14 protein-coding genes and 1 pseudogene are annotated in these 12,914 nt (G+C 55.9%); 4 read left to right on the plus strand and 11 right to left on the minus strand.

Translation table 11 applies throughout. The features are described from left to right. Positions 1 to 16: 16 nt before the first annotated feature. The 3 genes and pseudogenes from AB7M23_RS11745 to rpoS form a co-directional block, all read left to right on the plus strand. Positions 17 to 649, plus strand: a pseudogene (locus AB7M23_RS11745) (protein-L-isoaspartate(D-aspartate) O-methyltransferase); the annotation flags it as partial. A gap of 185 nt (positions 650 to 834) precedes the next feature. Next, positions 835 to 1,692: a peptidoglycan DD-metalloendopeptidase family protein gene (locus AB7M23_RS11750; RefSeq protein WP_454240880.1), complete on the plus strand. Its 858-nt coding sequence runs from the start codon at positions 835 to 837 to the stop codon at positions 1,690 to 1,692. A gap of 107 nt (positions 1,693 to 1,799) precedes the next feature. Next, positions 1,800 to 2,807, plus strand: coding sequence for an RNA polymerase sigma factor RpoS (rpoS, locus tag AB7M23_RS11755; protein WP_099773745.1), 1,008 nt, complete (start codon positions 1,800 to 1,802; stop codon positions 2,805 to 2,807). A gap of 513 nt (positions 2,808 to 3,320) precedes the next feature. On the opposite strand, the gene fdxA is transcribed toward rpoS, so the two are convergent. The 11 genes from fdxA to AB7M23_RS11810 all read right to left on the minus strand — a co-directional run bounded on the left by fdxA (position 3,321) and on the right by AB7M23_RS11810 (position 12,476). After that, positions 3,321 to 3,644 (minus strand): ferredoxin FdxA, encoded by a 324-nt coding sequence (fdxA, locus tag AB7M23_RS11760; RefSeq protein WP_065760817.1) that lies wholly within the window; start codon positions 3,642 to 3,644, stop codon positions 3,321 to 3,323. 139 nt (positions 3,645 to 3,783) lie between these two features. Further along, complete coding sequence (mutS, locus tag AB7M23_RS11765) at positions 3,784 to 6,354, minus strand: DNA mismatch repair protein MutS (protein ID WP_454242170.1); 2,571 nt, start codon at positions 6,352 to 6,354, stop codon at positions 3,784 to 3,786. A gap of 195 nt (positions 6,355 to 6,549) precedes the next feature. Continuing rightward, positions 6,550 to 7,515, minus strand: coding sequence for a hypothetical protein (locus tag AB7M23_RS11770; protein ID WP_454240881.1), 966 nt, complete (start codon positions 7,513 to 7,515; stop codon positions 6,550 to 6,552). Positions 7,516 to 8,040: 525 nt separating this feature from the next. Then, entirely contained in the window at positions 8,041 to 9,300 is a 1,260-nt protein-coding gene (locus tag AB7M23_RS11775) for an Arm DNA-binding domain-containing protein (protein ID WP_454240882.1), read from the minus strand. Continuing rightward, positions 9,267 to 9,464 carry an excisionase gene (locus tag AB7M23_RS11780; protein ID WP_099773751.1) on the minus strand — a complete coding sequence of 66 codons (198 nt, stop codon included), beginning with the start codon at positions 9,462 to 9,464 and terminating at the stop codon, positions 9,267 to 9,269. The genes AB7M23_RS11775 and AB7M23_RS11780 overlap by 34 nt, the downstream gene beginning before the upstream one ends. A gap of 313 nt (positions 9,465 to 9,777) precedes the next feature. Then, positions 9,778 to 9,999, minus strand: coding sequence for a hypothetical protein (locus AB7M23_RS11785; RefSeq protein WP_454240883.1), 222 nt, complete (start codon positions 9,997 to 9,999; stop codon positions 9,778 to 9,780). After that, positions 9,996 to 10,202: a hypothetical protein gene (locus tag AB7M23_RS11790; RefSeq protein WP_454240884.1), complete on the minus strand. Its 207-nt coding sequence runs from the start codon at positions 10,200 to 10,202 to the stop codon at positions 9,996 to 9,998. Before AB7M23_RS11790 ends, AB7M23_RS11785 begins: the two co-directional genes overlap by 4 nt. Continuing rightward, a complete protein-coding gene (locus tag AB7M23_RS11795) occupies positions 10,199 to 10,696 on the minus strand; it encodes a hypothetical protein (RefSeq protein WP_454240885.1) in 498 nt (165 codons plus the stop codon). Before AB7M23_RS11795 ends, AB7M23_RS11790 begins: the two co-directional genes overlap by 4 nt. Before the next feature lie 93 nt (positions 10,697 to 10,789). Next, positions 10,790 to 11,029, minus strand: a complete 240-nt coding sequence (locus AB7M23_RS11800) for a pyocin activator PrtN family protein (protein ID WP_454240886.1) — start codon at positions 11,027 to 11,029, stop codon at positions 10,790 to 10,792. After that, entirely contained in the window at positions 11,026 to 11,535 is a 510-nt protein-coding gene (locus AB7M23_RS11805; RefSeq protein ID WP_454240887.1) for a hypothetical protein, read from the minus strand. Before AB7M23_RS11805 ends, AB7M23_RS11800 begins: the two co-directional genes overlap by 4 nt. Before the next feature lie 272 nt (positions 11,536 to 11,807). Then, positions 11,808 to 12,476 carry a S24 family peptidase gene (locus AB7M23_RS11810; RefSeq protein WP_454240888.1) on the minus strand — a complete coding sequence of 223 codons (669 nt, stop codon included), beginning with the start codon at positions 12,474 to 12,476 and terminating at the stop codon, positions 11,808 to 11,810. A gap of 99 nt (positions 12,477 to 12,575) precedes the next feature. Here AB7M23_RS11810 and AB7M23_RS11815 point away from each other — a divergent pair, with 99 nt between their 5' ends. Then, positions 12,576 to 12,758 (plus strand): hypothetical protein, encoded by a 183-nt coding sequence (locus AB7M23_RS11815; RefSeq protein WP_454240889.1) that lies wholly within the window; start codon positions 12,576 to 12,578, stop codon positions 12,756 to 12,758. Positions 12,759 to 12,914: the final 156 nt, after the last annotated feature.

A 12,914-nucleotide genomic window follows, 5' to 3' on the forward strand; every position in this document is an offset into this window, starting at 1 on the left:
GCGCCGCGGTATTGGCATGACCTCTCAGCGAACCCGTGAGCGACTGATCCAGCGGTTGTGTGAAGAGGGGATCTCCAATCCGCAGGTGTTGGAGGTCATTCGCCGCACGCCACGCCATCTGTTCGTCGACGAAGCGCTGGCGCACCGCGCCTACGAGGATACAGCGCTGCCGATTGGTAACAACCAGACCATCTCCCAGCCCTTTATTGTGGCGCACATGAGTGAGTTGTTGCTCGAAGCGGGTCCGTTGGACAAAGTGCTGGAGATTGGCACGGGTTCTGGTTACCAGACCGCGATTCTGTCGCAGTTGGTTGAGCGAGTGTTTTCGGTTGAACGCATCAAGGTGCTGCAAGACCGGGCCAAGGAGCGTTTGCTCGAACTCAATCTGCGTAACGTGGTGTTCCGTTGGGGCGATGGCTGTGAAGGTTGGCCAGCCCTGGCCCCTTACAATGGGATCATCGTCACTGCGGTTGCTCCCGAGGTTCCGCAAGCCTTGCTTGATCAGCTTGCGCCCGGTGGGCGCATGGTCATTCCGGTGGGCGCTACAGGAGAGTTGCAGCAGTTGATGTTGATCGTTCGTGAGGAGAACGGTTTCTCCCAGCGCGCGATGGGGGCGGTGCGTTTTGTGCCATTGCTCAACGGCCCGGTGTGCTTGAGCCAGGCTTTTTTCTGCGTGAGCGAATTCTGCTGCAGGCTGCAGGTCTATTTGCCAGGCCTGAGCAAACATCCTGAGTAAATTTGTGCTGCGTGAGCCCGCCGCAATAGGCGCACGCTCAGTTATAATTGCAACATTATTTCATTTTTCTTATCGGTCACCATTAGAGGGAGCGGCGGGTGAGTCACACAGTCATTCGGCAGCGTATGGGTCTATCGAGCTTCAGGCTTCTGGTGATTGCACTTGCCTTTGGTACGCTGGTTACGGGTTGTTCCAGCACTTCTTCGAGCAGCGTTGGCGTGGTGGACCGCAATAATGCGGCGCCCAAGCGTCCTGCCGTGACCACAGGGCAGTACGTCGTACGTCCAGGTGACACCCTGTTCTCCATCGCTTTCCGATACGGTTGGGACTACAAGGCGTTGGCTGCGCGCAACAATATTGCGCCGCCCTATACCATTCGTCCTGGGCAGGCTATTCGTTTCGATGGCCGTTCCGGTGGTGCGTCGGGTACTGCCTCACAGACCGTGGTCAGCAGCTCCTCGTCGTCAAGCAAGACCACGGTTACCCGGCGCCCGGTGGGTACCCCAGCGCCTTCCACAAGCACCTCGTCGAGTGCCGCCAGCAGCGCGCCTGCGCCCGTTCAGGTGCCGGCATCGGAGCGTGCAGTGGGGGGCTGGGCGTGGCCTGCGAGTGGTGTGTTAATTGGTAAATTTGCTTCAAACGGTAGTTTGAATAAAGGCATTGATATCGCCGGTGATTTGGGACAGCCTGTTTTTGCTGCGTCTGATGGTTCAGTGGTGTACGCCGGAAGTGGCTTGCGGGGCTACGGCGAGTTGGTAATTATCAAGCACAGCGACACCTACGTCAGTGCTTACGGTCATAACCGTAGGCTGTTGGTTCGGGAGGGGCAGCAGGTCAAGGCAGGGCAGACAATTGCCGAGATGGGGTCCACGGGTACTGACCGGGTGAAGCTTCATTTTGAGATTCGCCGTCAGGGGAAACCCGTAGATCCGTTGCAATTCCTGCCGCGTCGTTGACCGCTTGTGCCTTGCCTGTTCCTTCGCGTAGTGGGGACAGGCTCCAGCGCTACCAAGGATCAGGTGACGCTCGAGTCTGAGTTCGAACTCAGCAAAGGACTATAACAATGGCTCTCAGTAAAGAAGTGCCGGAGTTTGACATCGACGATGAGGTTCTCCTGATGGAGACCGGTATCGTTTTGGAAACGGATGTGGTGTCAGACGAACCTGCTGTATCTTCGGTTCGGACCAAAGCCAAACACGGCTCGTCACTCAAACAGCACAAGTACATCGACTACACCCGAGCACTTGATGCTACTCAGCTTTACCTGAATGAAATCGGATTCTCACCCCTGCTTTCGCCTGAGGAAGAAGTTCATTTTGCGCGGCTGTCGCAAAGTGGTGATCCTGCTGGGCGTAAGCGCATGATCGAGAGCAACTTGCGTCTGGTGGTAAAAATTGCCCGGCGCTATGTGAATCGGGGGCTTTCGCTGCTTGACCTCATCGAGGAAGGCAACCTGGGGTTGATCCGTGCTGTCGAGAAGTTCGATCCTGAACGTGGTTTCCGTTTCTCTACCTATGCCACCTGGTGGATCCGGCAGACCATCGAACGGGCGATCATGAACCAGACCCGTACCATCCGCTTGCCGATCCATGTGGTCAAGGAGCTGAACGTTTACCTGCGTGCTGCTCGGGAACTGACCCAGAAGCTCGATCACGAGCCGTCGCCGGAAGAGATTGCCAGCTTGCTGGAGAAGCCTGTTGGTGAGGTCAAGCGCATGCTGGGCCTTAACGAGCGCGTGTCTTCAGTCGATGTTTCGCTGGGGCCTGATTCTGACAAGACCCTGCTTGATACCCTCACTGACGATCGACCGACTGACCCCTGCGAGTTGCTTCAGGACGATGATCTGTCCCAGAGCATCGACCAGTGGCTCAGTGAGTTGACTGACAAGCAACGTGAGGTTGTGATTCGCCGTTTTGGCTTGCGCGGCCACGAGAGCAGTACCCTTGAGGATGTTGGCCTGGAGATCGGTCTGACCCGGGAGCGGGTTCGCCAGATCCAGGTTGAGGGGCTAAAGCGCCTGCGCGAGATTCTGGAGAAGAACGGTCTGTCCAGCGAGTCGCTGTTCCAGTAACGCCGATGCAGTGAAAAACACCCCGACTGGTTCGGGGTGTTTTTGTTTGTGTTGAGCTAGCGCCGGGTCGCCCGGGGCTGAAACATGTTGGTATGAGCCAAAGACTACCCGTGTGTTGTTACTGTGCATGCTGTTGTAAGTGATCACTTACAGTGTGCGTAAGCCAAAGCTGTAGGCGCGAGTAAATCGTTGCCGCTTTCACAGTCGGTATTTGTTTATCTGTTTGATAAATAAGGATTTTTATTTTTGCTTGGGTAACCCTCAGGTCTTTTTTTGAGAGGTTTTGCCAGTTGCTCCAGGCGCTCCAGCGATTACTATCTGCCCTGTGTCCACGGATTTGGACACAGGCCTTCAAGGATGAGGGTCAAGGACATCGCAGGATGCGATTCATCAGGATGATGAAAGGGAATAAAGGGACTACGGAAAAAATGTGGGCGGGTCAAACCGCCCCTTTTTTTTGTCCGCAAAAAAGAAAAGGCCCCTGTAGGGGCCTTTTGCGTAGAACGAGAGCGTTTAGCGCTCCAGATCCTTGATCTTGCCTTTGACACCGTCGAATTCCTCGGCATCGGGCAGTGCATCTTTCTTCTCGGTGATGTTTGGCCAGATCTCAGCCAGCTCAACGTTCAGCTGGATGAACTCCTGCATATCCTCAGGCACTTCGTCCTCAGAGAAAATGGCTTGTGCCGGGCATTCAGGCTCGCACAGCGCACAGTCGATGCACTCATCCGGGTGAATGACCAGGAAGTTCGGGCCTTCGTAGAAGCAGTCCACCGGACAGACTTCTACGCAGTCGGTGTACTTGCACTTGATGCAGTTGTCGGTGACGACGAAGGTCATTTCTAATTTTCTCCTCAGGCGACGGCAGCACAGCCCTTCCAGACAGGGCCGCGGGGTTTGGTAGATGGCTGCAGACCAGGCTAGTAATCTGCAGTGTCGCCAAACCGCGCGGGATTCTATCAGCTTGTGGGACGGTGCGTTAGATCAGAGTCTTTAGTGTATAGAGCATTTCGAGCGCCTGACGAGGTGTCAGGTTATCAATATCGGTTTTGCTGATTTCCTCCAGCACCGGGTGCGGCAGGCTGGCGAACAGATCGCTCTGGTGCGGCACCGCTGGCGCGCCTCTGTCGGCTACAGGCGCTGCGTCATGCGGCAGGCTCGCGGTTTCCAGGCGGCCTAGATGTTCGCGGGCACGCTGAATAACCGGGCCAGGTACGCCGGCCAGTTGGGCAACCGCGAGGCCGTAGCTCTGGCTGGCCGGGCCAGGTAGTACATGGTGCAGGAACACGATACGTTCGTTGTGTTCGGTGGCATTGAGGTGCACGTTGGCTACCAGCGGTTCGCTCTCGGGTAGTACGGTCAACTCGAAGTAGTGCGTGGCGAACAGCGTATAGGCGCGCAGTTGCGCCAAGCGCTCGGCTGCGGCCCAGGCCAGCGACAGGCCATCGAAGGTACTGGTGCCGCGCCCCACTTCATCCATCAGCACCAGGCTGCGTTCCGTAGCGTTATGCAGGATGTTGGCGGTTTCGCTCATCTCGACCATGAAGGTCGAGCGGCCGCCGGCCAGGTCATCGCTGGAGCCGATCCGGGTGAAGATGCGGTCAACCAGCGACAGCTCGCAACTGGCCGCCGGTACGAAGCTGCCGATGTGTGCCATGAGCACGATCAATGCGGTCTGGCGCATGTAGGTGGATTTACCGCCCATGTTCGGACCGGTTATCACCAGCATGCGGGTGTTGTCATCGAGTGCCAGGTCGTTGGCCACGAACGGGGTGGTCAGTACCTGCTCGACCACCGGGTGGCGGCCTTGGTTGATCCGCATGCACGGCTCGTCGACGAACGTTGGGCAGTTCAGATCGAGGTTCAGCGCGCGCTCTGCCAGGTTGCTCAGGACGTCCAGCTCTGCCAGTGCCGCGGCAGTGTCCTGCAAGGGCGGCAGATGGCTGATCAGGTTTTCCAGCAGCGCTTCATAGAGCATTTTCTCCCGCGCCAATGCGCGGCTTTTAGCCGACAGCGCCTTGTCTTCGAAGGTTTTCAGCTCAGGCGTGATAAAGCGCTCGGCACCTTTGAGGGTCTGGCGACGGATGTAGTCGGCAGGTGCCTGCTCAGCCTGCTTGCTGGGCAGTTCGATAAAGTAGCCGTGGACACGGTTGTAGCCGACCTTGAGGTTGGCCAGGCCGGTACGAGCTTTCTCGCGAGCCTCCAGGTCAATCAGGAACTGGCCGGCGTTTTCGCTCATCGACAGCAGCTCGTCCAGCTCGCTGTCATAGCCCGTCTTGAGGACGCCGCCGTCGCGGATCACCGCAGGCGGATTGTCGATGATCGCTTTTTGCAGCAGGTCAGCCAGTTCCGGGTAGGTGCCGGCGATAGCCGCCAGGCGTGCCAGGTGCGGTGCCTCCAGCTCGGCCATTGCGTTTTGCAGCTCAGGCAATGCACCCAGTGCATCGCGCAGGCGAGCCAGGTCGCGAGGGCGGGCATTACGCAGGCCAATCCGGGCCAGGATCCGTTCGATGTCGCCAATTTCCTTCAGCTGTGGCTGCAGCTTTTCAAAGCGGTAGCCATCGAGGAGGCAGCGAATGGAGCTCTGGCGTGCCAGCAGCACCTTCAGGTCGCGCAGGGGGCGGTTCAGCCAACGGGTCAGCAAACGGCTGCCCATGGCGGTCTGGCAGCGGTCGATGACCGATTGCAGGGTATTGTCGCGACCGCCTGCGAGGTTGACGTCCAGCTCAAGGTTGCGGCGGCTGGCACCGTCGAGTACGACAGTATCGTCAAGCCGTTCGTGTTTGAGGCTGCGAAGATGGGGCAGGGCGGTACGCTGGGTTTCCTTGGCGTAGCCCAGCAGGCAACCGGCAGCACCGATGGCCAGGGTCAGCTTCTCGCAGCCAAAACCTTTAAGGTCTTGGGTTGCGAACTGCTGGCACAGGCTCTTGCGGGCTGAGTCACGGTCGAAGTCCCAGGGTGCCCGGCGTCTGGCGCCACGACGCTTCTCGGCTGGCAAGCCTTGTGGCCAATCATCCGGGATCAGCAGTTCCACCGGGTTGATTCGCTCCAGCTCGGCCAGCAGGTTCTCCCAGCCCTTGAGCTCCTGAACGGTGAAGTTGCCGCTGGTGATGTCCAGTACTGCAAGGCCAAAGAGGCGTTCATCGCCCAGTACGGCAGCGATCAGGTTGTCACGGCGTTCATCAAGCAACGCCTCATCGCTGACCGTGCCTGGGGTGATAATACGTACGACCTGGCGCTCGACCGGCCCTTTGCTGGTTGCCGGATCGCCGATCTGCTCGCAGATCACCACCGACTCTCCCAGTTTCACCAGCTTGGCCAGGTAGCCTTCAGCTGCATGGAAGGGGATACCGCACATGGGGATCGACTGGCCCGCGGACTGCCCACGGGCAGTCAGGGTAATGTCCAGGAGTTTTGCGGCTTTCTTCGCATCTTCGTAGAAGATTTCGTAGAAATCGCCCATGCGGTAGAACATCAGCTGATCTGGGTGCTGGTTCTTCAGCTTCCAGTATTGCTGCATCATCGGAGTGTGTGCGGAGAAATCTGAAATTGCTTTATTCATCAATGCTTTGCGTGATTTTGCAAAAGGTGATGGGGCAAAAATGGGGCTTTACCACCAGACCATTAGATCTTCCAGCCTACTGCATCTACTACAGAGGCTGGGACCCCGTTTAGGGAGGGGAGCGTATCACGGATGGGCCTTAGCAGCATCCGGGGAGTACGCTCATGGTGTGATGGGGTAAGTTCAAGCCTTGGGGAGGGCGGGTTTGCCGCACTCAAGGTTTCCAATTTCTGTGCGTTCGGCTTCGCTGAACAGGCCCTTGAGATCTATCTCTCCATCATCCTTGATCTTATTTTTAAGTCGCAGCTGCTTCTGCTTGAGGTTTTCGTCAACGGTCTCCAGCGTGATGGCTTGGCGTATCAAAGACTTGATTTGCTCAACGCTGTTTGCATTGTCTTTTTCGAGCAGGTATAGGTAACACGCTTTATTATAAAGAGTGATGGGCGTTATCTGTCCTGCCTGGATCTGCTCGTTTACGATCTCAAGTGCTTCTTGGATCCTTCCAAGACGTTTTAAAATATAGCCTTTGAATACTCTTGCCTTGTCATACTCGGGTGAAGACTTATCTTCGCTGTAAACCGAAATGGCTTCATTAATGCACTTTAGTGCATCTTCCAGTAGATTTCTGGAGCCTGTTTTTTCAGCTGATTCAGTACTCGTCACAGCTTTCAGGTACTGAATTTCTGCGCGTAACCTATTGTTTTGAATCAGAATATTTTCATCTTGCTGCTTGCGCTCTTGCGATTCTTTCTTGATTTCTTGCTGCAAAACTTTTTCGGCGATACCGTCCAGCAAGGCGTATCCGAGATATGATGCAATACCGGAAACTGAGACAAGGAGCAAAGCCTTTTCGATAAATTTAGCTGTGGTTCCGTCTGTGATTGGCAGCACTATTTGCTGGTAATCGATTTGAATAACTGATGAGAAAAATGGAACGCACATAAAGGAGGCGGCGGCCCCAAAAAGCACATTCTTTAACGGGATGCTTTCATCGTCTTTTGCTGTTCTAGACCATTGAGCATAGCCGCCAAGAAAAGACCCAAAGAGTATCAAGGCGATAACAAATAGTAGGTTTAGCATTGTTGGCACTACAGTCACTAGAGACTGTAGGTAGGGGAGCAGGGGCGTCAACCAGTTTGAATTTTCCATTTTTCAACACATGCTAAATTTGGTCGAAAAAAAAGCAGGCACAATGCCTGCTCTTTTACAGATGAGTAATACTTAGATGTCAGGACGCTCGTCCTTATAGACATTCGCTACGTAACCTTTCATGTATTTTCCTCCATAAGAGAGCACTGTGCTTCACGGGATGCTCGCTGTGCTGCTTCGGCGACGCACCCTATCATAATAGACAGCGTAGGATGCTAAAGATTCCTTGCAGATGGGCTTCTAGGCACTCCTACAAGGTCTCACAAGCGACCTACGTAGGCGCATCTTGAAGCGAATCGCTTAGAGAGTAAAGCCATAATTTATTCTTAAAGGTAAGCAATCGCTACGCGTCACCTATCTGCGCGGTACGCAACCATTGTACCAAAAAGTGCTTGACATGGCTGCTTGACATGGATTTACATTGTAGTTATGCTCGCGCCAAGCGGTTTTCCTCTGCTACTAGGACGCCAGTGTCTCGTAGAGACACTGGCGTCCTAGTAGCAGAGTCCCACCATCACCCGAAATCTACTGGTTTTCCTTTGTCAATAGATTTTTTTGCATATTTTTCCATATCCGACTGAGTTCGTCTGCCGACTCAGTATCCATCCATTTAGCGTAGACCTCTACGAGCATCGTAAAATCCTTGTGTCCCATCTGTTTGGCGATGAATGCCAAGTTGCCTCGCGCCGTCAGGCACCAGCATGCGTAGGTATGGCGGGTTTGGTAGGGGCGGCGTGGCCTGGTGCCTGCTCGACGCTGGATTGCCGCCCATTTGGTGTTCCAAGCTGTGGATACGAACCACTCGTTGATGCCCCGCTTCCGTGCTTGCGTACTCGGTGATAGGAGTGGGGTGACAGATATCTCTCTCCATTCATGACGGTTCTGGTAGACCTTGATGTCCCGCTTGGGGTGGTCTTTGACGATTTCGAGCAGAGTGCGGCACGCCTCCAAGGCTGGCTTCATCAAAAGGACAGTGCGAGGCTTTCCCGTTTTTGGTGTCTTGAATGAGCCGTTGGCTGTGATCGCCCGGGTGATCTCGATTTTGCCAGCGGTTAGGTCGATGTCTTCAACTGCCAGTGCGCAAAGCTCACCGGGGCGAATCCCGGTGTAAACGGCTAAGGTGACTGCTGCAACATCCTGTGGGTGTAGGCACCCCTTACTGATCAGCTGTTCAAACTCATCCTGTGTTAGCGGATCTGGATCTTTGTCGCTCATAGCGAAGCGAGTGCAGGCAGCGGCTAGGCCTGCTTTGCAGTAGCGGTTGCTCTCGCACCAGGCGAGGAACCCGGAGAAAGTTGCGAGGTAGTGGTTGGCCGTTGACGGTGCGCGGTCAGCGATCAGCTTCGTTCGCAGCAACTGGATGTCCTCGGGTAACAGTACTCCGGCGAGGCGGTCTGCGCCGATTAGGTCCACGCAGATGTCCAGTGCATAGCCGTACTTTTCTTCTGTCATGGGTGTGATATCCACGGCTTTCAGCGGCTTGTATCGGGCCACGAGTGCGGAGAGGCGTTCATCCTTGGCCGTGCTGTAGTTGTTGGCGTGCTTGGAGTTTGGGAAGTGCCGGCCATAGTCGAACGTCCCTATTTTGATTTCATGAAGAATCGCCGCCCTGAGTAGGGCGGCATGCTTGATGTTGGCTTTGGTGATAGGGAGCCCCAAGGACTCCCGGCAACGAATGCGGCGCCACATAAACACGACGCGTAAATTGCCGCCGTGTATCTCGATGCCCTTATGCTTTGCCAGCTCGATCTCTAAGCCGCTTCCTGCGGTGCGCTCTCGGCCCACTTGTCGTACTCCGTCATGTTGATTGCAATGCGTCCATCGGGGGCTTTGCGCCAGATCCTGCCCTGTGCCCAGGTGCCATCCTTGACCTTGTGCCTGATGGCATCCTCGCTGTACCCGGTGAGTTCGGCTGCTCGTTTGATCATTACCCAACGCGGAAGGCTCATGCGCGTCTCCCCAATGCTTGTTTCGCGGCCACGTTGGCCATGTAGGCTGCCCATTTGTCGCTCTCCCGCTGTTGGCGGATTCGACTGCATTTGGTGTGTCGACGGGTCGACCTACCCTTGCCACACACATCACAGATCGCGGGCAGATCAAGGCTGTGCGAGGCCATTGGTGGTCGGGTGCGTATGGTTGCTTGGATAGATTCAGCCACGGCAAAGTCCTACCCAGCCGGTTGCTAGCCACCACAGATCTTGGGAGGCCATGAATCCGATGCCGGCAGAGAAACCAAATACACAGGCTTTGATGATCATTGCATTAGTCATTGGCTGTTCTCCGGTGCTCTTCGGCACGATTCAGGCGCACCTGTGTGATGACGAAGCCCGCCGCCTGGCGGATCTTGGAGCATTTGTCGTGGCCGCCCTTGCGAGTCCGTGCTTTGCCGCACACGTCGCAGATGATGGACATGGCTGGTCGGACCAGCGGCTGCATTCCTTTTGCTGTCCGGACTGCCGGTTGATAGGTCGTCGTGGTGTTCACAGCGAATACCTCTCATGGGGGCGGCGAGCTGTAGGGCTCAGCACAAGAGTCGGTGCATCGTTCAGGCTATTAACAGTCGGTAACTTGCCAGTTGTGCGCTGGCCGGTTTTCACGTGCTGATGCAGGGCCATGAGGGCGGCGGCAAGTGCAACAACAGCCAACAGCAGGCTGATCAGTTGCCAGGTGCGTACCGGGTTGGTCATGCTGCCTCCCCTGCATTGGCGGCGCTCGTAGGCGTGTTGCGCAGTTGTGTGTGGACGCGCATGGCGAGAGCCTGAATACCCTGCAGTTGTTGGGTGGCCCGTTTGCGCCACGGCTCGGTGCCCGGGGCGACTTTCCACGTTTTCTCGGCCAGTGCCAGCGTCTCGGCTGCGTTGGTCAAGAGGTTGTAATCGGCCTTGGTCACGGCCAGCCCGGTGTAAGACATGATCCGGGCTTCCAGCTCGGAGATCACATCGCGGCGGGCGTTCATGGCCTGGGTGAAATTCTTCTTCGCGTCCTCAAGCTCGGTGACTTTGTCGGCCAGGGCCTTTTCTAGCGTTTTGATGTGGTGATTGCTCACTGCTTGCCCTGAGGTCTTTCCAGCTATCAGGCCATTCTCGAAAGCGCGGCGTCGGGCGACGCTGAACAGGAACGGCAGGATCGCCAGCGTGAAGAGCCACAGGGTGGCCAGTGCGAGGATGTAATGTTGTTGCATGTGCTGTGCTCCAAAGATTGCCCGACACCGAATTGGGTACTGTGGTGAGAGGGTGGCGGCGGGTTGTTGCCCCTGTTGGCCGGGGTCGCCTTATCACGCTGCGGTTTTGGCTTGCTCGTCCAGATACGCAGCAAGGTCGTGCAGGTAGACCACAGGCTTTGCCCGGTTGGAGCCGTGCAGCTTGCTCAGCTTGAGTCCAATGCGGCCTTTCCTGATTTCTTTTCGCAAATGCTCGTCTGTGCGAATGTGTGGAAAGTAGTGCTCTCGTACTGCGGTGAGAGTTGGGCAAGGGGTCGCCCATTGCCGACGAAGTTGTGCAAGCGTTTCGCTCATAGATGCTCCCCGTGCCCCTCGGGGTGGGGCCGCAGCTTCAGGCGTACCAGTTCGGCCAGCGATTCTTTGGTTTTCCCTTGTACTGCTGCGCAGATTTGTCCCTCTGCGTCAGTGACCACTGCGCCAAGTGGGCGCTCGGTTGATGTGGTAGGGGTAACGTAGGCAACCTGGCCCTCATGAATCACCTGCGCCAGGCTGTCGAATGCTTCCATCAAGGCAATGGCTTGATCGGTTGGCCGTGCGGACTCAATGCGTCCGTTGGCGACGTCTTGAATGAAGTCCCGCAGGTGCAGGTGGTTGGCCCGGTCGCGGCGTTTGAGGGTCAGTGATCCGGTTACGTCGCCGAGAGCGATTTTGATATGGGTTGACTCGTCGCAGAGCTCAACGTCGATATCCGCGTTGATGGACGTTTCTGGACGGTAGAGCGGGCAGGTTGCGCTGCCGCCAACCTGGAGAATGTGATGCAGCAGTTCTTGTTTGGCGAATGGAACGGAGTACTGGCTCATGCTGCGGCGCCTCCGAACGGGTTCGGCAAGGCGCTAGCAGATACGGCCTGTGCGTGGCCTTTCGGGGTGCTGATGACCAGCAGTCCAGTGCGGCGTTGGATTGCGTCAACCGCGGAACGGCTGCTGCAGATCGATGGGTGCAGAAAGACTTGGCATTGCGAGTGAGAGTGTGTGGATCGCATGGCTCGTACTCTGTGGTGAGAAGATTACGAGCCAAACAATACCTAAACGAATTTTCATGGTCAATACTAAAACGAATTGATCAATTCGTTTTAGAAAATCTCAAGCTTGGAAATTACGATGCCGCAAATGATCGCGTCCTCGGGCAGTTCGATTATGGGATCAGGCCACGAGGGGTTTAGTGGCTTCAGGAACAGCCGTTTTCCCTCAATGACTAACTGTTTAAAGGTGGCCTCCTGGCTATCTGCAAGCTTTGCGATGACAAGCGAGCCATTTTCATAGTCCTTTGCAGGGTCTACAAAAATGATGTCTCCATCTCTAAACGAACGGCGCTCGTGCGGATTGAACATCGATAGACCGCGAACGCGAAGGGCATAAGTCGTCCGGCTATGAGATACCGCGCATGGCAGCCAAACCTCGGCATCCTGCAGTTCACGAACGTCGCCGATTTCACACCAAGACCCGGCCTGAACCCAAGAAATCAATGGAACAAAGCCTCGGATGCGTGGACCAGGTTCAACGTTAGAGTTGGGGGCAATTTCTTGCATTTTGCTGGCTTGGGCTTTTGTACCGTGCCAAAGCCAGTCCGAAGTGACTCCCAGTGCCTTGGCAATCCGCTCCACGTTTTGTTGTCTCGGGCTTGCGGATACCCCGGTGAGAATTCTATGGACAGTGGGCTGGGGGACGTTGGCTCTTCGGCCTAACTCGCCTTCTGACCATCCCAGTTCCTTCATGCGCTGAGCAACACGTTCTCCGATCACTTAGGGCTACTCTGATTCATAAACGTATCAAAAGTGTATTGCCACAAGTAATACGTATGGGTATTATCTGGTCAATTCGATAGCGCATTAGGTGGCGCAATGACCGTTCAAAAAATGCTTCAAGAGTTGATTGCGCTTGGTTTTTCGCAGCGCGCCATTGCAGACAAGGTCGGTACTACACAGCCCACGATCTATCGGGCTACGAAAGGTGCTGCCGTTCGCTATGAAACAGGGAAGGCAATTGAACTGTTTTATGCGGAGCAGAAGAGCGGCGCAGCTTAAAGCCGCAAAGGAATGCCGGGCTGGGGAGCTCTCACCACAAGAATTACCCCCAGCCCAGCGATGACGGCGCATAGCGCCGCCACAACCCGCCATCTGGATCCTCTCACCACAAGATACGTCCAGATGGCTCGAACGACGAACAGTGCCGCACAGCAC

This window comes from Pseudomonas sp. HLS-6 TE3448 (genome assembly GCF_053629555.1).

Coding starts and splice junctions, on each gene's coding strand:
- AB7M23_RS11770 (WP_454240881.1), bottom strand. CDS start 7,515: ATGGAAAATTCAAACTGGTTGACGCCCCTGCTCCCCTACCTACAGTCT.
- AB7M23_RS11805 (WP_454240887.1), bottom strand. CDS start 11,535: ATGAGCCAGTACTCCGTTCCATTCGCCAAACAAGAACTGCTGCATCAC.
- AB7M23_RS11780 (WP_099773751.1), bottom strand. CDS start 9,464: ATGAGCCTTCCGCGTTGGGTAATGATCAAACGAGCAGCCGAACTCACC.
- fdxA (WP_065760817.1), bottom strand. CDS start 3,644: ATGACCTTCGTCGTCACCGACAACTGCATCAAGTGCAAGTACACCGAC.
- AB7M23_RS11800 (WP_454240886.1), bottom strand. CDS start 11,029: ATGAGCGAAACGCTTGCACAACTTCGTCGGCAATGGGCGACCCCTTGC.
- AB7M23_RS11795 (WP_454240885.1), bottom strand. CDS start 10,696: ATGCAACAACATTACATCCTCGCACTGGCCACCCTGTGGCTCTTCACG.
- AB7M23_RS11790 (WP_454240884.1), bottom strand. CDS start 10,202: ATGACCAACCCGGTACGCACCTGGCAACTGATCAGCCTGCTGTTGGCT.
- AB7M23_RS11815 (WP_454240889.1), top strand. CDS start 12,576: ATGACCGTTCAAAAAATGCTTCAAGAGTTGATTGCGCTTGGTTTTTCG.
- rpoS (WP_099773745.1), top strand. CDS start 1,800: ATGGCTCTCAGTAAAGAAGTGCCGGAGTTTGACATCGACGATGAGGTT.